Origin of the sequence: Cognatishimia sp. (assembly GCF_049116455.1) — a bacterium.
Taxonomy (GTDB): domain Bacteria; phylum Pseudomonadota; class Alphaproteobacteria; order Rhodobacterales; family Rhodobacteraceae; genus Cognatishimia.
This window is the reverse complement of record NZ_JAGDYW010000001.1, coordinates 663,698-686,166: the sequence shown is the minus strand read 5'-3', so window position 1 is coordinate 686,166 and position 22,469 is coordinate 663,698. Positions and strand designations below refer to the sequence as shown.

The window sequence follows — 22,469 nt, the reverse complement described above, 5'->3', positions numbered from 1 at the left end:
TAGATCCAGCGAGGGCCTTTTCTTTAAGCCACAAACAAATGCGCGTTTTTCTTAAAATGCGGGATTAAAATTTCACGGAAGGCTGCAACACGCGCAGAACGCCAGATGTCACGATGTGCCACGGCCCAAATATCTGGGAAAGGCATCACGTTGCAGATCGGCAATTCAACCAGATCCAGTGCATTCCGCCCAAGAAACGTCGGCAACATCACGACCCCCATCCCTGCTCGTGCGGCCTCTATCATGGTCACCATATCATCAGATCTTAAAATGACATGTTCATTCGGCAGCTCCGGGATGTATTTTTTGAAAGCAGGGGGAATACGTTCAGGCACAATCCATGACACCGGAGCATTCTGATTTGATGCGATTTTGTCAGCCCATTCTGCATTCCCAAAAGCTACACTTTCCTGACGCGCTAAAACACGCCCGGTCAAACTATCCCCTGGTGCATCGCTCACCCGAATAGCCAAATCGGCTTCTCGGCGGTTGAGGTCCAGCAAAGCGCTGTCAGAGCGCACGTGTAGTTCCACCTCAGGATAACGTTCTGTGAATTCTTTAAAGACGGGAATGAGGTGCGTGGAGCATAATAGCTGAGGCGCGGTGATCGTCAGATGGCCAGATACTATTTGTTCAGCGCCTACGAGATTGCGCAACAGATCCAGCTCTTCGGTTTCCATCGCAGCCGCTTTACGTGCAACCACTTCGCCTGCTTCTGTGGCCTGATACCCATCCGCAAGCCGATCGAACAATTGAATACCCAGATCATCCTCTGCGCGTTTCACACGTCGCGCCACGGTCGTATAAGATACGCCCAAAGCGTCGGCCGCATTCGCAAGTGAACCACCGCGAACCAAATGCATGACTGTTTTTAGATCATCCCAATGTGCTGACATCTTTTACTCCAAGCACACACAAGTCTCAGTGCGAGCCTGTGTAATTTTTTTGTTACCTAAGTATGAAGACTGCCACATCAAGGGAATGGCCTTATAGATAAGTGGTATTAGTGATCTCGCTGCCGGTTTTCGTCAGCAGGTCCAATCCGTGAGACTCTTGATTCGGCGATTCGAGCGCGGTAGCTGTTAGAAGGGAACACGGGGGAATACGGCGGCACATGTCTATTTGTTTGCTTTATCGCCAACGCAAGGCAAGACGGGCTCGGTTTTACCGGGTCGAAATTGCCTACGACCTTTTTGATAATATTGCAGTCATGTCCGAATGGGGCATTGCTGGTGGTAAAGCCAGCGAAGCGCGCACCACGTTTTCCAATCTCAGAGAGGCCTCTTTGGAAGCAGATCGTAGGCGTCGCCGGGCGCAGCGCCGTGGGTATGCACGTCTGGATCGGGCAGTCGCTGTCGTATGAGCCCCGCGCCGGTGGACATCACAGATGCCGCCGACGGGGTCATTTTTGGAAAAATGAAAAAGGGGCCGCTTATTCCGCAGCCACTTGGTTTTCAATTTTTTCGACGCGGACTGCAGAGAATTTAAACTCTGGGATTTTGCCGTAAGGGTCGATCGCCGAGTTCGTCAGCACGTTTGCTGCAGCTTCCACGTAGGCAAATGGGACAAAGACCATATCTTGTGCAATAGCACGATCCGCGCGCGCCATGATTTCGATCGAACCACGACGTGTGGTCAGACGGATCATATCACCGGGCTCGACGCCCATCAGTTTCAGCGTCCGCGGGTTCAATGAACAGTTGGCTTCGGGCTCAACAGCATCCAGCACCATGGACCGACGGGTCATGGATCCGGTGTGCCAGTGTTCCAATTGACGCCCTGTGGTCATGATCATTGGATACTCTGCATCTGGGGCTTCATCTGGTGGGATCACAGATGCTGGCGTAAAGCGCGCACGGCCTTCATCCCGCGGGAAACCATCGCCAAATACAATCGCCTGTCCCGGATCTGTTTCACTCAAAGACGGATAGGTCACGGTCTCGGTTTTCAGGCGTTCCCAAGTGATATTGTCGAGGCTCTTCATATTGAGCTTCATCTCGGCGAAGACTTCGGACACGTCTTGATAATCCCAAGGCAGACCAATGCGTTTCGCAAGATCAACGGTGATCGACCAATCTTCACGCGCATCCCCTGGAGGGGTTACTGCTGGGCGCACACGTTGCACCTGACGGTTGGTGTTACTGACCGTACCGTTCTTTTCATACAGCGCAGAGGCTGGCAGGATGATGTCGGCATAGTTCGCGGTTTCAGTCAGGAAGATATCCTGCACGATCATCAGGTCTAGTTTGGCAAAGGCATCGCGGGCGTGTTCGACATCTGGGTCAGACATCGCCGGGTTTTCACCCTGAATATACATGCCCTTAATGTTGCCCGCATAGGCTTGATCCACAATCTCGGTGACGGTCAGGCCCTTCTCGTCAGAGAAATCTCCGCCGCCCCAAACATCGGTAAAGCTTTTACGTACGTCGTCGCTGGTCACTGTCTGGTAATCCGGCAAGAACATCGGGATTAGACCCGCATCTGACGCACCCTGCACGTTGTTCTGACCACGCAATGGGTGCAGGCCTGCGCCTGGTTTACCAACATTGCCGGTCATCAGCGCCAGCGAAATCAGGCAGCGAGAGTTATCTGTACCGTGAATGTGCTGAGAGACCCCCATGCCCCAAAAGATCAGGCCAGCGTTTGCACCCGCAAACATGCGCGCCACACGGCGGATTTGATCCGGCTCGATGCCGCAAATCTCGGTCATCTTTTCTGGGGTAAAGCCCTTAAGGTGTTCCTTTTCGGCTTCCCAGTTTTCTGTCCAGCGGTGGATGTACTGGCTGTCGTAAAGTTCTTCTTCAACGATGACGTTCATGATCGCGTTCAACAGCGAGACGTCGGCACCCGGGCGGAACTGCAGCATTTCAGCCGCAAAGCGCCGCATGCCCACACCACGTGGATCCATAACGATCAGCTTGCCGCCGCGTTTAGTGAACTGTTTGAAATAGGTCGCTGCAACCGGGTGGTTTTCAATAGGGTTCGCGCCGATGATGATCGCCACATCCGCGTTTTCGATCTCATTGAAGGTCGCGGTCACCGCACCAGAGCCTACGTTTTCAATCAGCGCGGAAACGGAAGACGCGTGACACAGGCGTGTACAGTGGTCGACGTTGTTGTGCTTAAAACCCTGACGGATGAACTTTTGGAAAAGGTAAGCCTCTTCGTTTGTGCATTTAGCAGAACCAAAGCCCGCCACGAATTTTGGATCTTGATCGCGCAGCTCGCTCAAGCGTTCGCCTGCAAGATCCAGTGCCTCTTCCCAAGTCGCTTCACGGAAGTGCGTAGACAAATCACCCGGATCGACGTTCAACCCTTTGGCTGGCGCATCATCACGGCGGATAAGTGGTTTTATCAGACGGTGCGGGTGGTGGATGTAGTCAAAGCCAAAGCGACCTTTCACACAAAGCCGGCCTTCATTCGCAGGCCCGTTGATACCCTCAACATATTTCACTTTGCCGTCTTTGACCTTCAGGCTGACTTTACAGCCAACACCACAAAACGGGCAGACGCTTTCGGTTTCGCTATCAAAATCGGCACTGTCGCCAACTTGGTTTTCGTCTACCACGGCTGCAGGCATCAAGGCGCCCGTTGGGCAGGCTTGCACACATTCACCGCAGGCCACACAGCTAGACGCGCCCATTGGGTCAGCAATATCAAACGTTGGATAGGCATCATGACCACGACCAGCCATCCCAATCACGTCATTCACCTGAACTTCACGGCAGGCCTGAACGCAAAGGCTACAGGAAATGCAGGCGTCCAAGTTTACCTTCATCGCAACATGGCTGTCGTCCAGCAACGGGATGTGGCCAGCTTCCATTTTAGGGAAACGGCTTTCAGACACACCATTCAAATCCGCCATATCCCAAAGGTGGCTAGATTTGTCGTGCGCTTCTTCGCGTTCTGGCTGGTCGGTCACCAGCATCTCAACAACCATCTTTCGCGCAGTTTCGGCGCGCGAAGAATTGGTTGTTACAACCATGCCGTCAGCAGGTTCGCGGATGCAGGAGGCCGCCAATGTGCGCTCGCCTTCGATTTCCACCATGCAAGCGCGGCAGTTGCCGTCAGGGCGGTAACCCGGTGCTGGCTTGTGGCACAGGTGAGGAATCACCAGCCCCCGGCCATTGGCAACTTCCCAAATTGTTTCGCCTTTTTCGGCGGTCACTTGCTGGCCATCCAGAGTGAATGTGACTTGCTCGGACATCGAAGACTCCATCATTGACCCCCAATCTACCGCATCCCGCCTTGCCACAAAGGTTTCTTTCGCGACGCCAAAGGGTGTTTTCGCGCCAACCAGCAGCAAAAGTGAGGCGCAAATTTCCGATGGCGAACATTTTTCCGAACCTGCAAATTTCCCCTTTTCGGAGACCTTCCAGGGCTCTACGAAACCCGCAACAGGAGCGCGACATGACACATATGACTTTGATCCGGCATGGACAGGCCAACGCGTCAGCGACAGATGAAGCGGGCTACGATCAACTTTCCGACCTCGGGCATCAGCAGGCGAAATGGCTAGGCGAGCATTTTGAGCAAGCCGGTCAGGACTTCAGCCGTATCTACAGCGGAACCATGAAGCGCCACATCCAAACCGCCGAAGGTTTAGGCGCAACTCGTTTTGGGTCTTTAACTCAAGATGCGCGGTTGAATGAGTTTCCATACTATTCATTGCGTGCTGCATATGAACGTCAGTTCGGCGCGGTTGATCCACAAACGCAGGAAGACTTCGCAATCCTGCTATGTGAGTTGCTGGAAAGATGGGAAGCAAACCAACTCGATGATGTTAGCGAATCCTGTGCAGGGTTCTTTCAACGAGTGGCTGAAGTGATGGACGATATCGCGGCCGGAGATGGGCCCGCTTTGGTTGTCACATCTGGAGGGTTCATCAGCACGGCCATGCGTCATAGCCTCGGATTTGATTTACAGTCTTGGACACAGACTTGCTTGGCTACGCTTAATACCTCTGTACATACGTGGCAGCCCATTGCGGGACGTAGGCACGTAACGCAGTTTAATGCAGTTCCGCATTTAGACGCGGCAGAGCGCCGCGAGGCCATGACATATATTTAGAGATTTCCGCACTTTGACGATGTCGCCAATGTTAGGCGGCATCATCTTTTGCGAAATCTTTGTGGATGTATTTGCAGTCGCAATAACCGCATTCAACCACACCAGTCTCTCGCGGGATACTCAACCAAACGCGTGGATGCCCCAAAGCACCATCACCGCCGTCACAGGCGATACGATAGCTATCCACAACTTTGGTTTCTGGGGCTTCAATCGACATGTGGCCTGTCCTTAGCTGATATTATTTGCTTGCCGGACTATGCTGGAAAGCCGCCGTGCGGGCAAGAGCCGCGCTCAATCGGCAAATAGATGTGGCGTCATCGCAATATCGCGCGCCTTGTCTTCGCTCACGGATAAGAAATTCATGATGGGCTGCAGGAAGTCGCCTATTTCATCCACTTCGCGAATACGCCCATAATTTTCGAAATCCGCATCTCGGATCGCGTCACTTTCGTCTTCAATGTCACGCTTGATCGTCGGAAGAATACGTTTGAAGGTTTCTTGCGGAGTTTGCTCTCCTGCCAAGCCAATCCGGCTAGCATGCCCCTTCAAATAATCTTCAGAATAGTCACACTGGACTTCCAAGGCCCGCGTGGTGGAGCGATCATTATAGAAATCATGCAGCAGGTCGATTGACCCAGGATCCATGCAGATGATCATGCGATTGGTTTGGAAATAGTCAAACAACATCCGAATAAGCGCGCGCCGATGCCGTGTACGCTTTTCGATGGTGGTTTGAATGCCTCCCAAATTTGGAAGCTCTGTATCTTCTTCTTGGAAAAGATAATCGATCGCAGGAATGTTGGTTTCCTGCTTGATCTTACCCATCATGCGTTTGGCCACATGCCACTTTTTGCAAACCAAAATCATCAGCTCGCGCTCACGACCGAGCGTAGCCTCGGTTTCCCAAAACCGGTTTGCGAACCGACGACCAACGCGCCCGCGGCCCGTAACAAATTTAAATAGGCTTGGCCCCTCGCCCGAGATTTTAAACTCCACGCCTTCGGCAGCGTAGAGTTTGCCAAGCCGTTCTTTCAGCTCGACTGCTTCAGGGCTAATCTTACGGGCAAATAAGTAGTCTTGGTTGAGCAACAGATCATAGTGATCGTTGTAAAAAACCAAAGGCATTCCATAATCGGTGAACATCAAAAACGTTAGCGTACGTGTGTTGATTTCATCCGATGGGATCAAATGGCGGACAAAGGTTTGAAAGAACGTTTCGTCTGGAATCCAGCTGGTTTTAAAAAACCGAACCACATCTCGACGCGACTTCACCATGTCCATGACAGCTTCAACTGTTGGACGCCTCAGGCACCACCACTGACTGCCGATTTGAACTTGAATATCACTTGGAATTTCACGCGACAGCCCCAGTTTCTTTTGCAAATTATAAGAAGCATAGAACAGTTTCTTATTCTCGCGCTCATTAAAGTAATGCCGATAAATCAAACGCTCGGCTTTCATGCCGGTTTTGATCCAGTCACTTTCAAAGAAGTCGAAGCTCTCGATGAAATCGCAATCGTGGTCATCCAGATAGTCGTGTACAAACTCCGAGGTTTTGATCGCCATGCAGTCACCAGACAGCATGTAAAAATGCGTGGCGCGCGGAAAATCACGCAGGGCTGCCTCGATGGCGTAGAGTGTCGCTTGCACCAAAGACCACTCGCCCCAGCCGCACTTGATGCGCTTCGTAGCAAAGGTCACATTGGGATTATCACCCAGAGCCTCTTGAATTTGCTTGAAATATTCCGGCTTTGCCCGGGCATCGAAATGGATCGACATACAGTCGCCCGTGGCTGTCAAACGTTCCGCTTGCTGAATGATCGCTTCAGGATCTTTGTGGCAGAGAAGGATAAATGCGATCTTTGCCATTGCGGAAACTGTAACCCTGTTTTAACCCGATTGTTTACCTATTATAGGTGAACATAGATTGAATAAACCGCGATAATTTGCTTTTTTAAAGAATAAATAAGTGTGTGACCCAAAGAATTTAGGTCGCCGACAGCCGGAGGCATATAATATGGGATTCCCGGGCACCTGGATGACAGAAAGTCAGAGTGTTGTGTACCGCGTTGTGCCGAAGTGCGCGTGCTCGACTATCGGTCAGATTATGTATTATTCCGACAACGGAGAATACTTCGACGGCGATATTCACGATGCAAAGGATGGGCTTCACAAATGGGCCCAAGATGGCAGCAAGAATTCGATCACGGATGTGGTTCGTACGGGTGACACCTATTCTTTCACATGCGTCAGAAATCCTTACACGCGTATTCTTAGCTCTTTCTTTGACAAAATCTGTGGCATTCAACGCAACGGAAAACGCTATCGCGGCAATCTGGTTCCGATGCTCATTCAAAAATATGGCATCGAAGTCGGCGGTGACGACGGTAAAGAAGACTTTGATCAAATCAAAAGCTTCCGCCGCTTTCTGTTGTTCGCGCGGGACACCATTCGCTGGCGCCGCCCAATGGACCCAGACATTCACTGGTCTGCCACCTCAGGTCACGTATCGACGTTCATCGTGAATGGCGGGCGTTACGACAAAATCTTTTGGACCGAACAATTCAACGAGGGCATGCAGGGCGTCTTAGACAACATCGATGTACAACATGCGATCGACTTGTCAGACGTTCCCCGTTTTAATGAATCCGAAGGACACGGCCCAAAACGCGCGCATCCTGTCGAAGACTATTTTGACGACCTATCCATGCATCTGGTCTACGAAATCTACAAACGCGATTTCGAACTGTTCAAATACGATTTTGAAAACCCAGCAAACAAAAAGCCGATCGGCGAAATCGATTTGGATGAAATCCACGCCAAACTCGGAGATTGATGTGGCGGGCACCTCAGGTCGCCCGCTCTATCTCAAACTTGGGATTAAAACTGATATCTCGGGCGTCTTGATCGATGCGCCCGAAAACTACCTCGCTTTACTGGGACCCGGCGCGCCTGATATTTCTTGGAAAACGGAACCATTTTCTGGCTGCGCATTCGCGCATCTCTTTTGCACTGACAGAAACGTACTGGAAAAAAGCCTTCCACAGATCCTCGAGCGAATGGATCGCAGCGGTATGATCTGGGTCAGCTGGCCTAAAAAGGCCAGCAAAGTCCCGACAACTGTGACCGAAGATGTGATCCGTGAAGTCGCGTTACCATTGGGTCTGGTCGACACCAAAGTCTGTGCGGTGGACTCAACCTGGTCCGGCCTTAAATTGGTGATCCGCAAAGAACTACGCTGAGTACCGGGGCCTTAGCCCGGTTTGGCCCTGCATAGGCGTCATCTGTTACAGCAACCCTTCATTTCGAAAGAGCGCCTTTAGATCCGTTTCAGGGCGCGCGCCAAAGTGGCTAATGACTTCAGCCGCAGCGACGCAGCCCATGCGGCCAGAGGTTTCAAGACTTTGGCCCGTTGCATAACCGTATAAGAACCCTGCCGCGAATTGATCACCAGCACCGGTGGCGTCAACAGGTACGATCTCATTCACAGGAACCGAGGCACGTTCTGCGCCCTGTACCAACACGACGTCTTGACCGGAACGCGTGCAGACAATCAGTCCGGATTCTGATGCCGCTGTTTCCAATGCCAACTCCAGATCATCCGTTTCATATAGCGATTTCCACTCGTGCTCGTTGCCGATCACGTAGTCGAGTTCACGCACCAAACGGCGGAAATCTGCGCGATGACGATCAACGCAGAATGGATCCGACAAGGAAATCCCAGCCTTGCCGCCACCCGCTTTGCAAAGCGCTGCGGCACGTTCAAAGGCTTCTTTGCCTTTTGGCTTGTCATACAAATACCCCTCAAGAAAGAGGATCATAGCCTGCCCGGCAACGTCATCAGCCACATCATCAGGACCAACGTCCGAGGAAATACCTAAGTATGTATTCATCGACCGTTCACCATCGGGCGAAACAAAAATCATGGACCGAGAGGTTGGCAGATCATCCCCTGACACAGGAGCATTCGGGAAATCTGTGCCGCCGGCAACCATTTCCTGCGCATAGAACTTGCCCAGCGCATCATCATTTACGCGACCGATAAACGCAGTCGTTAGACCCAGGTTGCCCAAACCTGCTAGGCTATTGGCAACAGATCCACCGGGCGCCTGAACACGATTGGTCATCGCGCCATAAAGCATCTCGCCGCGTTCTTTTTCGACCAACTGCATGATGCCTTTTTGGATGCCCATCAGGTCCAAGAAGCTGTCGTCAGACTGGCTGATCACATCGACGATGGCGTTGCCGATGCCGACAACCTGATACTTACTCATAGGTTCTTTTCCTCAAACATGCAGAGATCGCGGATCAAACAGGTGCCGCAAAGGGGTTTTCGTGCCTTACAGGTGTAACGGCCGTGCAATATCATCCAGTGATGCGCATGCAATTGGAAATCTGCCGGAATATGATCTTCGATCGACCGTTCAACTGCGACAACGTCTTTGCCCGGACACACGCCTGATCGATTGCCAAACCTAAAAATATGCGTATCCACCGCCTGCGCTGGGAATTGCCACCACATGTTCAACACCACATTGGCAGTTTTACGTCCGACACCTGGAAGACTTTCTAGCGCGGCCCGAGAGTTTGGCACTTCGCCGCCATACTCTTCCACCAAGATTTTTGACAACTTCATCACGTTCTTGGCCTTGTTGCGGTAAAGACCAATGGTTTTGATATGATCAATCACAGCCTCTTCGCCCAGCTCCAACATCTTTTGCGGCGTATCGGCGATTTTAAACAATTCGGCTGTGGCGCGATTAACCCCTTTGTCCGTAGCCTGCGCTGAGAGGGCAACGGCCACGACAAGGGTGTAGGCATTGACGTGATCAAGCTCTCCCTTGGGTTCGGGGGCATCATCTCGAAAGCGTGTGAAAATCTCTCGGATCGTATGGTAGTCTAGCTGCTTGGCCATGGTGTCCTGCCTCTTTTCGCTCAAAGGGCTTACGGCGGTCGCTGAAAAATTTCAACGCCAAGCCAGCAAAACCGCAGTATTCGGGTCGATTGTAGTCGACATAGATCCTAGATTGATTGCAAGGAGAGCAACATGACGGACATGGAACAAAGCTATCATTACGGCGTCATTCGCCGTGCGATTGATTTGATCGATGAGGGTGGACAGTCCATGACCCTAGACGAATTGAGCGCAAACATGGGCATGAGCCCGGCACATTTCCAAAGGCTATTCTCAAAATGGGCTGGGGTATCTCCTAAAAAATTACAACAATACCTCACCCTCGGTCACGCCAAAGCCCTGCTGAGCGAGCGGTTTACAACACTGGAAACCGCCCAGTCCGTTGGCTTATCGGGCACCGGACGTTTGCACGACTTGTTTCAACGCTGGGAGGCCATGAGCCCCGGTGAATATGCACGCGGTGGCGAGGGACTCGAGATCTTCTGGGGATGGTGTGAAAGCCCTTTTGGTGAGGCATTGGTCATGGCCACTCCTAAAGGTATTTGCGGTATTGCTTTTGCATCTGAAACCGGCGCAGAACCTGCAATGGCCGACATGCTTGCGCGCTGGCCCAAGGCAACATTCATCGAGGACCCGATGACCATTCGCCCTTTGGCTTTGTCTGTTTTTGGAGGGCCAGAGGCCCTAAGTGAAACACCGCTTTATCTCATGGGCAGCGCGTTGCAAATCAAGGTCTGGGAGGCGCTTGTCTCTATACCAGAAGGCCAGGTCAGCACCTATTCTGAGATAGCTGATAATATTGGCCGCCCCAAAGCCGTGCGCGCCGTCGCTAGTGCTATTGGTCGCAATCCGATCAGCTGGGTTATCCCATGTCATCGCGCCTTGCGCAAAACCGGTGGCCTTGGTGGGTATCATTGGGGCCTGCCGGTAAAACGCGCAATGCTGGCGTATGAAAGCGCGCGTACAGAACGATTCACCCAATAAAACCGGCCAAACCTCGCCGATCCGCAGCGAATTGGGCAAATCCTCGCGTATTTCCCCTTGCTGCACAGGCGTGGCGGGCGCAGACTCTGTGCAGATACTAAACGTCCGCCTGAACGGACCTAATTGAGTGAGGCACTTATGACTCGAGCAAAACTGACTATTGGCCTGACCCTCGGCGCAACGCTTTTGCTGAGCGCATGTACTGACCCGGAATACGCAGGCATCGACCGCACAAATACGAAACAAGGCGCAGCGATCGGAGCCGCGGTTGGTGGTATTTTCGGCGCGATTGTTTCAGACAACAAAGCAGGTGGCGCAGTTCGCGGAGCCGCGATTGGCGCCGGTGTTGGCGCACTTGTCGGCAACGATTTGGACAAACAAGAAGCTGATCTTCGCCGTGATCTTGGCAATAATGACGTCCAAATCACCAATACAGGCGACCGCCTCATTGTGACACTCCCGCAGGACATCCTGTTTGCGACCGACAGCAGCTTGGTGCGCAGTGATCTACAGCGCGACTTACGGTCGATTGCAGGCAACCTTTTGGCCTACCCGAATTCAACGATCCAGATTCTTGGCCACACCGACAACGTTGGTGACGCCTCCTACAATCAGGGCCTCAGCCTACGTCGCGCCGAAGCAGTTGCGGATGTCCTATTGGATGCCGGAGTGCCCTTCGGCCGGATCGACGCAATTGGCCGCGGCGAAGATCAACCTGTTGCTTCGAACCTAACCCCTGAGGGTCGGGCGCAGAACCGTCGCGTCGAGATTGTGATCCTGCCAAACGCTTGATCGCTTGGCCCACGCTTTCACATGAAAAGACAGACCCGTGCCAATGGTGCGGGTCTTTTTCGTTGGGACGCGCTCAGGTGAAGAAGATATTAAGTTTCAAGACCTTGGCAGATCACTTCGCTCTGTAATTACGCCAAAGCCTCCCCTTTGATCTTATGCACATCGCCTGTGCGCTCATCCAGCTTGAGTGCTCGGGCCACTTGGGTCATCGTGCCTTTAAGTTGTTGTGATGAAAGAAGATGATGACAAATATTCTGGGAATATCGGGATCGCTGCGTAAAGAGTCGGTCAATACAAAGCTTGTTCACGAAGCCGTGCGCTTATTGGAACCCACTCATTTCGTGACTGCCGATCTGAACCTTCCGCTGTATAATGGAGATGATGAGGATCGCGATGGTCTGCCGGACGCGGTGATCCTCCTCGCAGATCAGATCGAAGCTGCAGATGGAATTGTCCTTTCAACTCCGGAATATAACGCCGCTATCCCTGGAGCCCTTAAGAACGCTCTGGATTGGGTCAGTCGTAAAAAACCGAATCCTTGGGCGGACAAACCTGTGGCCTTGATGAGTGCCGCCGCGGGACGCGCCGGTGGTCTGCGCGCGCAGACCATGTTGCGCACAGTGATGACTCCCTTTGGCGTGCGCATTGTGCCTGCAAGTGAAGTGGCGATTGCCGGTGCTGCCAAGGAATTTGACGACAAGGGCCGATTGACTTCAGAGCGATACCAAGCCTCTGTGCAACGCCTCATGGATGCACTGAAAAAAGAAATCGCGCGAACTTAAAATCTAGAGTGCACGTTGAACCATTGGCCGAGTGCCAATCAAATACATAGGCAGACAGCACATTGCTTGGACCGGTTTTTTAAAGGGATGCCTGTGGCTTGAAGTCAACGGGAATGCCGTCTTTTGCCTCCAAAACCAAATCAGCCATGACCTCGCCAACTTTGGGCGCCATCCCGAACCCAATTTTAAAACCACCGTTGGCGACAAACGCCCCTGATCGAAACGGGTGCACACCAAGCATCGGTGCGCGGCTGCGGGCCCGAGGGCGCACGCCCGCCCAGCGCTCTAGAACCGGAGCATTTGCCAGCGCTGGCATCGCTTTGATAGCGCGTTCAATCACGTCATCCAATTGCGCATCCGTGTAACTAGGATCGTCAAATTCACGCTCGCTGGTCGACCCAAGGGCCACCGTCCCGTCAGCATGAGGAATAATGTGCAATGCATCCGCATAAAGCTGCGGTTGGTTTCGTCGATCCAATTGGAATAAAGCCGCTTGCCCTTTCACACCATTCCCAACCATTCTGTGATGGTGTTGGGAGAGTTCTTTAAGACCCTCCCAGCCAGTCGCCCAAACTGTCATACCTTCATGCCGACCAGAGGGAGAAATAGAAACCCCATTGGCTGTAAGGGCCTTTGCCAAAGCATGGCACGCTAGCCTTGGATGAACACGGGCACTCAGCGTGTCATGGATCAACTTTCCAGTAGGCGACTGTGGTGCCCAAGACCCTACATCTTCAGCCGAAAGGATCTGCCACTGCGCAAGCCCTTTCCACAAAGTCTTTGACGTTTCTACACGCTGCAGGGCAAGTGCCATCGCGCGTTCGTCAGCGATGGGTTGCAATCGCCCCAATCGGCCATAACCGGTTGGCAAGCCACTCACCTCTTCAATCTCGCTCCAAAACGCTTCAGCCATCAACAGGCTTTCAAGTTGAAACGCTTTCTTAGGGTTCCAGTTCTCGGGAGTATGCGGCGCCAATGCACCGACAATACCGCCAGAAGAGCCGGCCGCTACGCCGATGGGATCAATCACCTGCACTTTGGCCCCACGTTTCGCGCAGGCCCAAGCGACAGACAGCCCAAACGCGCCCGCACCCATGACGGTGACATCAACCATTGCCAAATCCTTCATCTTTGCTCAAAGCTGTCCATCGTGCGCCGAAGCACCCCGAAGACCTCATCTAATAAGGCATAGCTGAATGAGCGACCAGACAGCAAAACTGCAATGGCGAGACGACTTGATCCCGGTGTCGACCAAGTTTGATGATCCGTATTTCAGCCTTGAACACGGGTTGAACGAAACAGGGCATGTCTTTTTGGCTGGGAACAACCTACCGGATCGGTTTGCACCGGGGTTTCATATCGCCGAATTGGGCTTTGGGACTGGATTAAATCTAATTGCCGCGTGGCGCGCATGGGACGCTGCAGGTCACACGACACCTTTAACTTTTACAAGCTTTGAGGCCTTTCCAATGTCCGCTGAGGAAATGGCACGCGCGCTTAACGCCTTCCCTGAGGTCGCCGATTACGCTCAGCGCCTTTGTGAAGCTTGGTCGGTCGATCAGACACTATCAACCTTAGAAGGGATCAATGCCCGCGTGATCCTAGGCGACGCGCGCGAGACCTTAAGCACAGAAGACTGGCAAGCAGACGCTTGGTTCCTCGATGGGTTTTCACCCGCTAAAAACCCTGAGCTCTGGGATGAAAAACTGATGTCCGAAGTCGGTAAGCACACCAAAGCAGGTGGCACAGCGGCAACCTATACTGCCGCGGGGTTTGTCAGGCGAAACTTGGAAAATGCTGGGTTTGAGATTGAACGCGTGTCAGGCTTTGGCCGCAAACGGCATATGACCATTGCCACCAAACCGATAACAACGGTTTCAGAATGAGCAGCCCAAACAACACCTTGGGCTTTGTGCTCATGTCTGTGACATCCTTTGTATTTGCTGCCCAAGACGCGATCTCTTTGCATCTTGCAGCGGAATTTAACGTCTTCATGATCGTCATGGTCAGGTTCTGGACCTTTGCATTATTTGCCTTGATCCTTGCTCATAGAAACGGCGGCATTCGGCAAAACTTCCAATCTAACCGCCCCGCGGTCCAGTGGTTTAGAAGCATTTTATTACCTCTAGAAATCTGCGTAACGGTGGCAGCCTTCACTTATCTTGGCCTCACCGAAAGCCACGCAATCTTTGTCTGCTATCCACTGATCATCGTTGCATTGTCCGGCCCGATTTTAGGAGAGAAAATCGGTTGGATCAGATGGAGTGCCGTCCTCATTGGTTTTGTCGGAGTATTGATCATTGTGCGCCCCGGTTTCGGGGTTGTCTCACCATGGGCGATGCTGCCGCTGCTGGGGGCTGCAATGTTTGCGCTTTATGGCGTGACAACGCGAATTGCTGGGCTACACGACAGTGCCACGACGAGCTTTCTTTACATAGGCGTTATCGGCGCAATGGTGATGACGATAGTCGGGGCATTCCACTGGCAGATGTTGGCGCAGCCGGATGTGCTGTGGATGATCGTTCTTTGCCTTACAGGCATTTTTGGGCACTGGCTTTTGATCAAAACTTATGAGGTTGCAGAGGCCAGTGCGGTACAGCCATTTGCCTATCTGCAAATGCCGTTTGCGGCGGGCTTCGGAGTTTTAATTTACACTGAAACCGTGCGCCTGAATGTGGCGATCGGCGCTGCGATTATCGTGACCGCTGGCCTATTTGTGTTTTGGCGTGAGCGCCAGGTTGCGCAAAAGCAACCCTAATCAAACACCATGGACATCACTCTGATCCTTGGGCTTTTGGCAGGCGCAGCCTTAGGCGGCTTTATCAATGGCTTTGCAGGCTTTGGTACAGCGCTGTTTGCGTCGGGCATTTGGTTCGCTGTTCTTCCGTTTGAACTCGTTCCGCCTTTGATCGTGATCAGCGCGATGGCGGGTCAATTGATCGGACTGGCACGGCTTTCGGCCCATGTGTCATTTCATAAAGCATGGCCCTTAATCTCTGGCGGCTTGCTTGGCGTTCCTGTCGGCACACTCGCTTTGTTTGTAATTCCACCAACTGTCATCAAAAGTTTCGTTGCCGTGTTCCTGATTGCCTACGCGATGTGGAAAATCTTCGGATCATCTCGGCAGGTTCAACTGCCACCTAAACCTTTATATCGTGAGCGATTGGTCGGCGTGGCAGGTGGCATTCTTGGGGGACTGGCAGGGTTGGCAGGCCCATTGCCTTTGATTTGGTGCCAATTGCAGAACCTGACACCACAAGACCAACGCGCACGTTATCAGCCGTTCAATTTGTTGATCTTAAGCGCCGCACTTGTCAGCATGTTGAGTTTCGGCATGATCACGATTGATGTAATTAAACTTGCTGTTCTGTCATTCCCAGCAACCTTGCTGTCCACACTTTTGGGACTTTGGGTTTTCAAACGCACTTCGGATGCAGCTTTCAAAGCATTAATCCTGTGGCTGTTGCTTGCATCAGGCGTCGCGATCCTGCTTCAGATGGCGATCTAATTTGAAAGCAAGCTGCGCCCAACCAGCTCTTTGCTAAATGGAATAGGCAAAGGATTTTTGCCCAATCGAGCCCGATAGATGGGCAGGCTTTCAGCAACCCGCATCACATAGTTGCGTGTTTCGCTAAACGGGATGTGTTCAATCCAATCCACAATGTCCATGCCACCGCGCCGCCGCGGATCTCCACGTTCATTCATCCAACGAGCTGGACGACTTGGACCTGCGTTGTAGCCCGCTGCAACCATAATGACATTGCCATCAAACTCTTCGGCCAGACCTGCAAGATAGGCCGTACCCAGCGTCACATTATAATCGGGATCGCTCAACAGTCGTGCCTTAGAATAGGAAATGCCGAGTGCGCCTGCCACCTGCTTAGCTGTACCAGGCAGAATTTGCATCAACCCCTGTGCGTTCGCCCCAGAAACGACAGCTGGGTCAAATTCACTTTCACGCCGCGCAATTGCCAATGCCATCTCCGCAGGAACATTCAGATCACGCCGCTTCGCCATAGGGTGCAGCGCGTAATATGGCGCATGAATGGTCTGCCCGAACTTGATAAACCGCTTGCCCAGCATGACCGCGATATGGGGTTGCCCCATATCGATCGCCATCTGTCCCATCTGAGCCATTGTTCCGCGATCTTGCGTTTCAGCAAGGTGCGTCCAGAAACGCTCTGCCAACCACAGCTCATCCGCTTTCAGAAATGCCAATGCGGCCTGGTGCACAGATGAGCGAGTAAACGGAGCGCCGCGCCAATCCGTTGCTCGAACACCTGCAAGCTGAGGTTTCAGCGCAACGCCAGCCTTCTCAGCTGCCAGCAACCCATAGAAACTTGTCTGATATTGACCACCACCCGTATAAGCGCGCTGCGCGGAGGCCTTATCGCCCATCGCTTCATAGGCTCGACCAATCCAATAGCCGGCACGTCCCCATGAAATCGGGGTCGCTACAGCCTGCTCAAAGCGCACAAAATGCTGCAGCGCTGTTTTCGGATTGTTCAAGAATCTTAGGGCAAGGTAGCCCGAGAGCCACTCGAGATCAGCGTATTTACTTCCCTCGACAAGGCCATGTGATGACGCAATCGCATAAGCACGACTATACCGGCCCGCTCGCATTTCACTGCGCGCATAGATTTGTCGGCGACCGGCCCAAGGTAGCGGCTCACCCAAACGGTCTTCTTTGCTTTGCGCAAGCAATAATTCGATTGCAGAGTCGCTACGCCCCTTCCGAACACGCCATTGAAAACGTTCGTAAGCCAAACCCGGATCATTGGATAGGCGCGAAGGTATGGCCTCGATCAAAGCATCAACACCGGTCCGGTCCTGACGTAGACCAAGTCGCGCAGCCGCCAATCTGCGCCAGCCTTCATTGACCAACGGGTACATCCGTTGCGCGTTTTCTTTCCAGCCTTTCCAGAGCGCGTAATCCAAACGCGCTTCATGGTGTTTCTTAAGGACACGCCCGTAGTCCGCCAAAAATTCTGCCTGCAAAGCGTCAGACATGGACATAGTGCGCCACGCCAGAACAATCTCTGCTTCTGCGGCCCCGCGTTTTCCCTGCGCCGCTAATGCCCGAGCATAGGCCAAGGCACCTTCTGCCGTTCTCGGATCTTGGTCTGCAAAAAAGGCCACCACGCGGGATGTGGATGCGCCCTCAAAGCTTTGCTCCATTTGACGCCGCAAATAAGGCAGCCCCGGCCAATCGCCGCGGCGATCTAAGAAAGCTTGCGCCTCGCGTGCGGTTCCTTCGCCAGCACGCAGGCGGTGCCATTCAACAATGTCTTTCACCACATCATCTTGCCGCCGCACCAGACGCTCGGCCTCGGCCCAATCCTTGGCACGAACGGCATCCATCGCTTTAGACAGAGACTGTGCCGCCACAGAATCGGCGATAAACAGCGTCAAAAGAAGAACCCAAAGAATTCGTATCACTTGCATTTTCCTGCACGACAAAGGATATGACCCAAACATAAGTCCGCGCAGAGCAATCCGCCAATGACAATCTTGGCAAACCGGCATGATCCCGCTAGGTTCCGCGCGACTTTCTACCGGGCGTTTCGCCCAGCTACGCAAAACAAAGGAGCGTGTTATGTTTAAAGGGTCTTTTCCCGCACTCATCACGCCGTTCAAGAACGGCGAGCTGGATCTTGAAACGCTGAAGAAGCTGGTCGAATGGCACATCGGCGAAGGCACAAATGGATTTGTCCCCGTCGGCACGACTGGCGAATCCCCAACGTTGACCCACGAAGAGCACGAAACAGTCATCGAAGAGGTTGTTCGTGCTGCTGCGGGCCGCGTTCCTGTGATCGCAGGCGCCGGAAGCAACAATACAATCGAAGCCATCCGCCTCATGAAGTTTGCTGAAAAAGCCGGTGCGGATGCCGGACTGGTGGTGACGCCTTACTACAACAAGCCGACACAACGCGGATTAATCGCTCATTTCACAGCCCTGCATGATTGCTGCGAATTACCAATCATTATCTACAACATCCCGGGCCGTTCCGTTGTCGATATGGCTCCAGAGACTATGGGCGAGCTAGCAAAGCTGCCACGTATTGTCGGCGTCAAAGATGCAACCGGCGATTTGAATCGTGTGAACCAACAGCGCCTGACCTGCGGCCCTGATTTTGTGCAGCTGTCTGGCGAAGACGGCACCGCCTTGGCATTTAACGCCCAAGGCGGCAAAGGCTGCATCTCGGTCACAGCAAACGTTGCACCACGTCTTTGCGCAGAGTTCCAAGCGGCAACATTGGCTGGTGACTATACTAAAGCGCTTGAACTGCAGGATAGTCTCTTCCCGCTACATGAAGCGATCTTTGTCGAGCCAGGTCTGGTCGGCGTAAAATACGCGATGTCCCAATTGGGTCTGTGCAGCGAAGAAGTCCGCTTGCCGTTGACTGGTTTGCTGGACAGCACAAAGGCACAGATTGACGCAGCAATGCGGCATGCTGGGTTGATCGACTGATCATCGCGCAACACTCAAAATACCAAGCCCCGGCATTGCCGGGGCTTTTTTTGTTTCCACGAAGGGCGTCGGGTATAATCCGGCGGGCAGATGAGGGATCAACAAAGATCGACCTTCCTCCCGCCGCTTGTGTGGTTAAAACAAAACCAACGCTGCATATGTCCCAGCAACCGCAACCACACCGCCAGAGACTGCGCTAAGCGCAAGCAATGGCCAGAGCCTTGTAGGCCGCTTCTCTTCCGCAGCAACCTGTGCAATCAACGCGTCCTCTACCAGCCCTGGCAAACGTGGGCCAAAGCGAGCCAGTACCTTCGCTGTCTTCCAGAGGTCGTTCGCCAATGCTTTGGGTCCGATGGAGTCTTTGATGTAGTCGCCAACCACTGGTTTCGCGACGTCCCAGATGTTGATCGTCTCATCCAAAGACCGAGCAACCCCTTCGACGACTACCATGGTCCTTTGCAGCAAGATCAACTCGGTGCGGGTTTCCATACCAAAGCGCTCTGTCACTTCAAAAAGGTAGTTCAGCAAACGCCCCATGGAGATCTTGGTGGCATCCATACCAAAGATGGGTTCACCAACAGCACGCAAAGCGCGTGCGAATTCGTCTACGTCTCGATTGGCTGGCACATAGCCCGCCTCAAAATGCACTTCAGCGACACGTTGGTAATCGCGCTGAATAAAACCAAACAGAATCTCCGCATAGACCCGGCGCGTGTATTCATCGATATGGCCCATTATGCCGAAATCGTAGGCAATGATGTCACCATTCGGAGCAACCTTCAGATTGCCTTGATGCATATCCGCATGGAAAAATCCGTCACGCAGCGCATGGCTTAGGAACAGTTCTAGCACGCGGCTGCCTAGCGCATGGCGATCGTGACCAGCCGCATCAATCGCAGCGTTATCCCCCATGCGGGCACCTTCGGCCCAATCCATGGTCATCACACGGCGTCCAGAATGCTGCCACAGAATTGTTGGGACCTGAAAACCGGCATCATTGGCTGTATTGGCTGCAAACTCACTGGCTGAAGCACTTTCAAGTCGCAGGTCGAGTTCCCCAGTAACGACACCGTCAAAGTGCTCGACCACATCGGTGGGCTTCAGGCGGCGCGACCCGGGCAAAAATAATTCTGCAAAACTTGCGATGAAGTAAAAAGCATCGACGTCTTTGCGAAATGCGCGCTCGATACCTGGACGCAACACCTTAACCGCAACGACCTGGCCAGTTTCGGCCAGTCGTGCCTTGTGCACTTGAGCAATAGACGCAGCAGCAACAGGTTCTGAAAATTCCGAATAGATTTCATCCGCAGACTGATCCAACTCTGCAGCTACCGCTTGTTTGGCTTGCTCAATGGAAAATGGGGGCAGCTTATCTTGCAAAACCCGCATTTGATTGGCCAATTCGCCGCCAACCACATCAGGTCTCGTGGACAGCACCTGTCCAAACTTAATATACGCCGGCCCGAGTGCATTCAGCGCACGCACAACTGGTGGCAGGCTTTGGTCGCCCTTAATACCAATCCATCGGAACGGCCAAACGACTGTACGCGCAATTAAACGCAAAGGTTTCGGAGCGTTGAACGCTTCGAGCACGACGCCCATGGCACCCGTGCGTTCCAAAGTGGCGCCTGTGCGGATCAGACGCCAAATATTGTGAGGTCCGCGCATTCTAGATTTTCCAACCTGAATGGAGTGCAGCAATACCCAAAGTCAGATTGCGGTATTTCGCATTTGCGAAGCCTGCGGTTTTAACCATGTCGAGAAACGTATCCTGATCCGGGAATTTTCGAATTGATTCCACCAGATACTGATAGCTATCACGGTCATCCGCGATAATCTTGCCCATCTCGGGGATCACATTGAAGGAATATCGATCATATGCCCATTGCATAGCAGGGCTTGGCAGCTGGCTGAATTCCAGCACCATCAAACGGCCACCGGGTTTCAATACACGGTAGGCCTCATTTAGCGCCTCCTGAGGGCGAGTAACGTTCCGAATACCAAAGCTGATGGTATAAACGTCAAAGGTATTGTCTGGGAACGGCAAGGACATCGCATCGCCTGTCACCCAATCCAGGCTGCCGGACATCTTCTCAGCTTCGGCCCGCTTACGGCCCTCAACCAGCATCGGCGCGGTCAGATCGCAAACAGTTGCATGGCCTTCACCAGCGCGTGACAGAAAGCGGAAAGAAATATCGCCGGTACCACCCGCGACATCCAGCAGCCTCTGCCCCGGACGCGGCGCCAGCCAATCCATCATCGCATCTTTCCAGATGCGGTGAATGCCCATGCTCATAACGTCATTCATCACGTCATATTTGCTGGCCACAGAATTGAATACACCCTGAACACGTCCAGCTTTTTCGGACTCTGGAACGGTATCAAACCCAAAATGCGTGGTGTTTTCATCCGTGTTTGTCATAGCGCTGCCACCTCTTTTGTCTCGCTCTACATATAGCCCCCTGCCGTCCCATACAATGCGTTGAATCGCGCGCCATTCAGCCAGACACTATCCCCATAAGGCGAATCCCTTTAGCTATGCAAAACGCATGAATGAAGGGGCCTAGCATGCCAGAATTACCAGAGGTCGAAACCGTCCGCCGCGGCCTTGAGCCAGCAATGGAAAATGGGGTGATCGCGAAAGCAGATGTTAATCGACCCGACCTGCGTTGGCCGTTTCCTGAGCGTATGTCAGAGCGGCTGACTGGCGCGCGCGTGTCTGCATTGCGTCGGCGCTCCAAATACATCCTCGCTGATTTATCGACCGGCGAAACACTTCTGGTCCATCTCGGAATGTCCGGGCGGATGTTGATTTCTGGCGATCCACTGGGCCAATTCCTACACGACCATCCTGCTCCTGAAAAACACGATCATGTTGTCTTTCATATGGATAACGGCGCGCGTGTGACTTTCAACGATCCAAGACGCTTTGGCGCGATGGACCTACTCGATACAGCGACAGCCGCAGACCACCCGCTTTTGGCTTCGATTGGCCCTGAACCTTTGGGCAATGATTTTCATGAAGATTACTTCGCCCAGAAGCTCTCGGGGCGCAAAACGCCCATCAAATCCGCCCTTTTAGATCAAAAAATCGTCGCCGGACTGGGCAATATTTACGTTTGCGAGGCACTTTTCAGAGCAAAAATCTCGCCAAAACGCCACGTAAACACAATTTCTGAAAAGCGCATTCGCAGCCTCGTCCCGATCATCCGAGAGGTCCTTGTCGAGGCCATTTCCGCCGGTGGATCTTCGCTAAAGGATTTCCGCCAAGCCGATGGAGAACTTGGATATTTTCAGCATTCTTTCGATGTCTATGGGCGTGAAACTGCACCCTGTCGCGCCCCTGACTGCAGGGGTGAAATCACCCGAATCACACAGTCCGGACGCTCATCCTTCTATTGTCCGCAATGCCAAAGATAGCTTGATCCGCCCCCCTCAAATGGTAAGGAATCGT

At 52.9% G+C, this 22,469-nt stretch carries 22 protein-coding genes; 12 read left to right on the top strand and 10 right to left on the bottom strand.

Features of this window, described 5'->3' with window-relative positions; genetic code table 11:
* Positions 1-23 precede the first annotated feature (23 nt).
* Positions 24-896 (bottom strand): LysR family transcriptional regulator, encoded by an 873-nt coding sequence (locus JXQ85_RS03325; RefSeq protein ID WP_421747429.1) that lies wholly within the window; start codon positions 894-896, stop codon positions 24-26.
* Positions 897-1,114: 218 nt separating this feature from the next.
* On the opposite strand from JXQ85_RS03325, the gene JXQ85_RS03320 reads away from it, so the two are divergent.
* Positions 1,115-1,363, top strand: a complete 249-nt coding sequence (locus JXQ85_RS03320; protein ID WP_421747428.1) for a WGR domain-containing protein — start codon at positions 1,115-1,117, stop codon at positions 1,361-1,363.
* Between the two features lie 69 nt (positions 1,364-1,432).
* Here JXQ85_RS03320 and fdhF read toward each other — a convergent pair whose 3' ends face one another.
* Positions 1,433-4,207: a formate dehydrogenase subunit alpha gene (gene fdhF, locus JXQ85_RS03315; protein ID WP_421747427.1), complete on the bottom strand. Its 2,775-nt coding sequence runs from the start codon at positions 4,205-4,207 to the stop codon at positions 1,433-1,435.
* Between the two features lie 203 nt (positions 4,208-4,410).
* On the opposite strand from fdhF, the gene JXQ85_RS03310 reads away from it, so the two are divergent.
* Positions 4,411-5,070 (top strand): histidine phosphatase family protein, encoded by a 660-nt coding sequence (locus JXQ85_RS03310; RefSeq protein ID WP_421747426.1) that lies wholly within the window; start codon positions 4,411-4,413, stop codon positions 5,068-5,070.
* A 31-nt stretch (positions 5,071-5,101) separates the two neighbouring features.
* Here the strand turns inward: JXQ85_RS03310 and JXQ85_RS03305 are convergent, their stop codons facing one another.
* Both JXQ85_RS03305 and JXQ85_RS03300 read right to left on the bottom strand, forming a co-directional pair.
* Entirely contained in the window at positions 5,102-5,287 is a 186-nt protein-coding gene (locus tag JXQ85_RS03305) for a zinc-finger domain-containing protein (protein ID WP_421747425.1), read from the bottom strand.
* A 74-nt stretch (positions 5,288-5,361) separates the two neighbouring features.
* Entirely contained in the window at positions 5,362-6,939 is a 1,578-nt protein-coding gene (locus tag JXQ85_RS03300; RefSeq protein ID WP_421747424.1) for a DUF5928 domain-containing protein, read from the bottom strand.
* A gap of 148 nt (positions 6,940-7,087) precedes the next feature.
* Between JXQ85_RS03300 and JXQ85_RS03295 the strand changes: the two genes are divergently transcribed.
* Together JXQ85_RS03295 and JXQ85_RS03290 are read left to right on the top strand one after the other, a co-directional pair.
* On the top strand, positions 7,088-7,906 hold the full coding sequence (locus tag JXQ85_RS03295) for a sulfotransferase family protein (RefSeq protein WP_421747423.1): 819 nt from the start codon (positions 7,088-7,090) through the stop codon (positions 7,904-7,906).
* A 1-nt stretch (position 7,907) separates the two neighbouring features.
* Entirely contained in the window at positions 7,908-8,312 is a 405-nt protein-coding gene (locus JXQ85_RS03290) for a DUF3052 family protein (RefSeq protein WP_421747422.1), read from the top strand.
* Positions 8,313-8,357: 45 nt separating this feature from the next.
* Here the strand turns inward: JXQ85_RS03290 and JXQ85_RS03285 are convergent, their stop codons facing one another.
* Both JXQ85_RS03285 and nth read right to left on the bottom strand, forming a co-directional pair.
* Positions 8,358-9,344 carry an adenosine kinase gene (locus JXQ85_RS03285; RefSeq protein WP_421747421.1) on the bottom strand — a complete coding sequence of 329 codons (987 nt, stop codon included), beginning with the start codon at positions 9,342-9,344 and terminating at the stop codon, positions 8,358-8,360.
* The gene (nth, locus tag JXQ85_RS03280) at positions 9,341-9,985 is read right to left on the bottom strand and encodes an endonuclease III (RefSeq protein WP_421747420.1); all 645 of its coding nucleotides are present in this window, start codon (positions 9,983-9,985) and stop codon (positions 9,341-9,343) included. The genes JXQ85_RS03285 and nth overlap by 4 nt, the downstream gene beginning before the upstream one ends.
* A gap of 132 nt (positions 9,986-10,117) precedes the next feature.
* On the opposite strand from nth, the gene JXQ85_RS03275 reads away from it, so the two are divergent.
* The 3 genes from JXQ85_RS03275 to JXQ85_RS03265 all read left to right on the top strand — a co-directional run bounded on the left by JXQ85_RS03275 (position 10,118) and on the right by JXQ85_RS03265 (position 12,543).
* A complete protein-coding gene (locus JXQ85_RS03275) occupies positions 10,118-10,969 on the top strand; it encodes a methylated-DNA--[protein]-cysteine S-methyltransferase (RefSeq protein WP_421747419.1) in 852 nt (283 codons plus the stop codon).
* Positions 10,970-11,107: 138 nt separating this feature from the next.
* Positions 11,108-11,761 (top strand): OmpA family protein, encoded by a 654-nt coding sequence (locus tag JXQ85_RS03270; protein ID WP_421747418.1) that lies wholly within the window; start codon positions 11,108-11,110, stop codon positions 11,759-11,761.
* A gap of 239 nt (positions 11,762-12,000) precedes the next feature.
* Positions 12,001-12,543 (top strand): NADPH-dependent FMN reductase, encoded by a 543-nt coding sequence (locus JXQ85_RS03265; RefSeq protein ID WP_421747417.1) that lies wholly within the window; start codon positions 12,001-12,003, stop codon positions 12,541-12,543.
* Between the two features lie 79 nt (positions 12,544-12,622).
* On the opposite strand, the gene JXQ85_RS03260 is transcribed toward JXQ85_RS03265, so the two are convergent.
* Positions 12,623-13,657, bottom strand: a complete 1,035-nt coding sequence (locus tag JXQ85_RS03260; protein WP_421747416.1) for an NAD(P)/FAD-dependent oxidoreductase — start codon at positions 13,655-13,657, stop codon at positions 12,623-12,625.
* Between the two features lie 82 nt (positions 13,658-13,739).
* Here JXQ85_RS03260 and mnmD point away from each other — a divergent pair, with 82 nt between their 5' ends.
* From mnmD to JXQ85_RS03245, 3 genes are read left to right on the top strand one after another with little or no spacing between them, the layout of a single operon-like run.
* Positions 13,740-14,429 (top strand): tRNA (5-methylaminomethyl-2-thiouridine)(34)-methyltransferase MnmD, encoded by a 690-nt coding sequence (gene mnmD, locus JXQ85_RS03255; protein WP_421747415.1) that lies wholly within the window; start codon positions 13,740-13,742, stop codon positions 14,427-14,429.
* Positions 14,426-15,301: a DMT family transporter gene (locus tag JXQ85_RS03250; protein WP_421747414.1), complete on the top strand. Its 876-nt coding sequence runs from the start codon at positions 14,426-14,428 to the stop codon at positions 15,299-15,301. The genes mnmD and JXQ85_RS03250 overlap by 4 nt, the downstream gene beginning before the upstream one ends.
* A gap of 9 nt (positions 15,302-15,310) precedes the next feature.
* On the top strand, positions 15,311-16,051 hold the full coding sequence (locus JXQ85_RS03245) for a sulfite exporter TauE/SafE family protein (protein ID WP_421747413.1): 741 nt from the start codon (positions 15,311-15,313) through the stop codon (positions 16,049-16,051).
* Here JXQ85_RS03245 and JXQ85_RS03240 read toward each other — a convergent pair.
* On the bottom strand, positions 16,048-17,988 hold the full coding sequence (locus JXQ85_RS03240) for a lytic transglycosylase domain-containing protein (RefSeq protein ID WP_421747412.1): 1,941 nt from the start codon (positions 17,986-17,988) through the stop codon (positions 16,048-16,050). The genes JXQ85_RS03245 and JXQ85_RS03240 overlap by 4 nt on opposite strands.
* 151 nt (positions 17,989-18,139) lie before the next feature.
* Between JXQ85_RS03240 and dapA the strand changes: the two genes are divergently transcribed.
* The gene (gene dapA / locus JXQ85_RS03235) at positions 18,140-19,015 is read left to right on the top strand and encodes a 4-hydroxy-tetrahydrodipicolinate synthase (protein WP_421747411.1); all 876 of its coding nucleotides are present in this window, start codon (positions 18,140-18,142) and stop codon (positions 19,013-19,015) included.
* A gap of 135 nt (positions 19,016-19,150) precedes the next feature.
* Here dapA and ubiB read toward each other — a convergent pair whose 3' ends face one another.
* A complete protein-coding gene (ubiB, locus tag JXQ85_RS03230; protein ID WP_421747410.1) occupies positions 19,151-20,683 on the bottom strand; it encodes a 2-polyprenylphenol 6-hydroxylase in 1,533 nt (510 codons plus the stop codon).
* Position 20,684: 1 nt separating this feature from the next.
* The gene (gene ubiE / locus JXQ85_RS03225; RefSeq protein WP_421747409.1) at positions 20,685-21,437 is read right to left on the bottom strand and encodes a bifunctional demethylmenaquinone methyltransferase/2-methoxy-6-polyprenyl-1,4-benzoquinol methylase UbiE; all 753 of its coding nucleotides are present in this window, start codon (positions 21,435-21,437) and stop codon (positions 20,685-20,687) included.
* A gap of 146 nt (positions 21,438-21,583) precedes the next feature.
* Here ubiE and mutM point away from each other — a divergent pair, with 146 nt between their 5' ends.
* The gene (gene mutM, locus JXQ85_RS03220; RefSeq protein ID WP_421747408.1) at positions 21,584-22,435 is read left to right on the top strand and encodes a bifunctional DNA-formamidopyrimidine glycosylase/DNA-(apurinic or apyrimidinic site) lyase; all 852 of its coding nucleotides are present in this window, start codon (positions 21,584-21,586) and stop codon (positions 22,433-22,435) included.
* Positions 22,436-22,469: the final 34 nt, after the last annotated feature.

Coding starts and splice junctions, on each gene's coding strand:
- JXQ85_RS03275 (WP_421747419.1), top strand. CDS start 10,118: ATGACGGACATGGAACAAAGCTATCATTACGGCGTCATTCGCCGTGCG.
- JXQ85_RS03260 (WP_421747416.1), bottom strand. CDS start 13,657: ATGGTTGATGTCACCGTCATGGGTGCGGGCGCGTTTGGGCTGTCTGTC.
- ubiE (WP_421747409.1), bottom strand. CDS start 21,437: ATGACAAACACGGATGAAAACACCACGCATTTTGGGTTTGATACCGTT.
- JXQ85_RS03240 (WP_421747412.1), bottom strand. CDS start 17,988: ATGCAAGTGATACGAATTCTTTGGGTTCTTCTTTTGACGCTGTTTATC.
- fdhF (WP_421747427.1), bottom strand. CDS start 4,207: ATGTCCGAGCAAGTCACATTCACTCTGGATGGCCAGCAAGTGACCGCC.
- dapA (WP_421747411.1), top strand. CDS start 18,140: ATGTTTAAAGGGTCTTTTCCCGCACTCATCACGCCGTTCAAGAACGGC.
- JXQ85_RS03270 (WP_421747418.1), top strand. CDS start 11,108: ATGACTCGAGCAAAACTGACTATTGGCCTGACCCTCGGCGCAACGCTT.
- JXQ85_RS03305 (WP_421747425.1), bottom strand. CDS start 5,287: ATGTCGATTGAAGCCCCAGAAACCAAAGTTGTGGATAGCTATCGTATC.
- JXQ85_RS03285 (WP_421747421.1), bottom strand. CDS start 9,344: ATGAGTAAGTATCAGGTTGTCGGCATCGGCAACGCCATCGTCGATGTG.
- JXQ85_RS03310 (WP_421747426.1), top strand. CDS start 4,411: ATGACACATATGACTTTGATCCGGCATGGACAGGCCAACGCGTCAGCG.
- JXQ85_RS03320 (WP_421747428.1), top strand. CDS start 1,115: ATGTCTATTTGTTTGCTTTATCGCCAACGCAAGGCAAGACGGGCTCGG.
- JXQ85_RS03300 (WP_421747424.1), bottom strand. CDS start 6,939: ATGGCAAAGATCGCATTTATCCTTCTCTGCCACAAAGATCCTGAAGCG.
- JXQ85_RS03325 (WP_421747429.1), bottom strand. CDS start 896: ATGTCAGCACATTGGGATGATCTAAAAACAGTCATGCATTTGGTTCGC.
- JXQ85_RS03250 (WP_421747414.1), top strand. CDS start 14,426: ATGAGCAGCCCAAACAACACCTTGGGCTTTGTGCTCATGTCTGTGACA.
- mutM (WP_421747408.1), top strand. CDS start 21,584: ATGCCAGAATTACCAGAGGTCGAAACCGTCCGCCGCGGCCTTGAGCCA.
- JXQ85_RS03265 (WP_421747417.1), top strand. CDS start 12,001: ATGATGACAAATATTCTGGGAATATCGGGATCGCTGCGTAAAGAGTCG.
- ubiB (WP_421747410.1), bottom strand. CDS start 20,683: ATGCGCGGACCTCACAATATTTGGCGTCTGATCCGCACAGGCGCCACT.
- JXQ85_RS03245 (WP_421747413.1), top strand. CDS start 15,311: ATGGACATCACTCTGATCCTTGGGCTTTTGGCAGGCGCAGCCTTAGGC.
- nth (WP_421747420.1), bottom strand. CDS start 9,985: ATGGCCAAGCAGCTAGACTACCATACGATCCGAGAGATTTTCACACGC.
- mnmD (WP_421747415.1), top strand. CDS start 13,740: ATGAGCGACCAGACAGCAAAACTGCAATGGCGAGACGACTTGATCCCG.
- JXQ85_RS03295 (WP_421747423.1), top strand. CDS start 7,088: ATGGGATTCCCGGGCACCTGGATGACAGAAAGTCAGAGTGTTGTGTAC.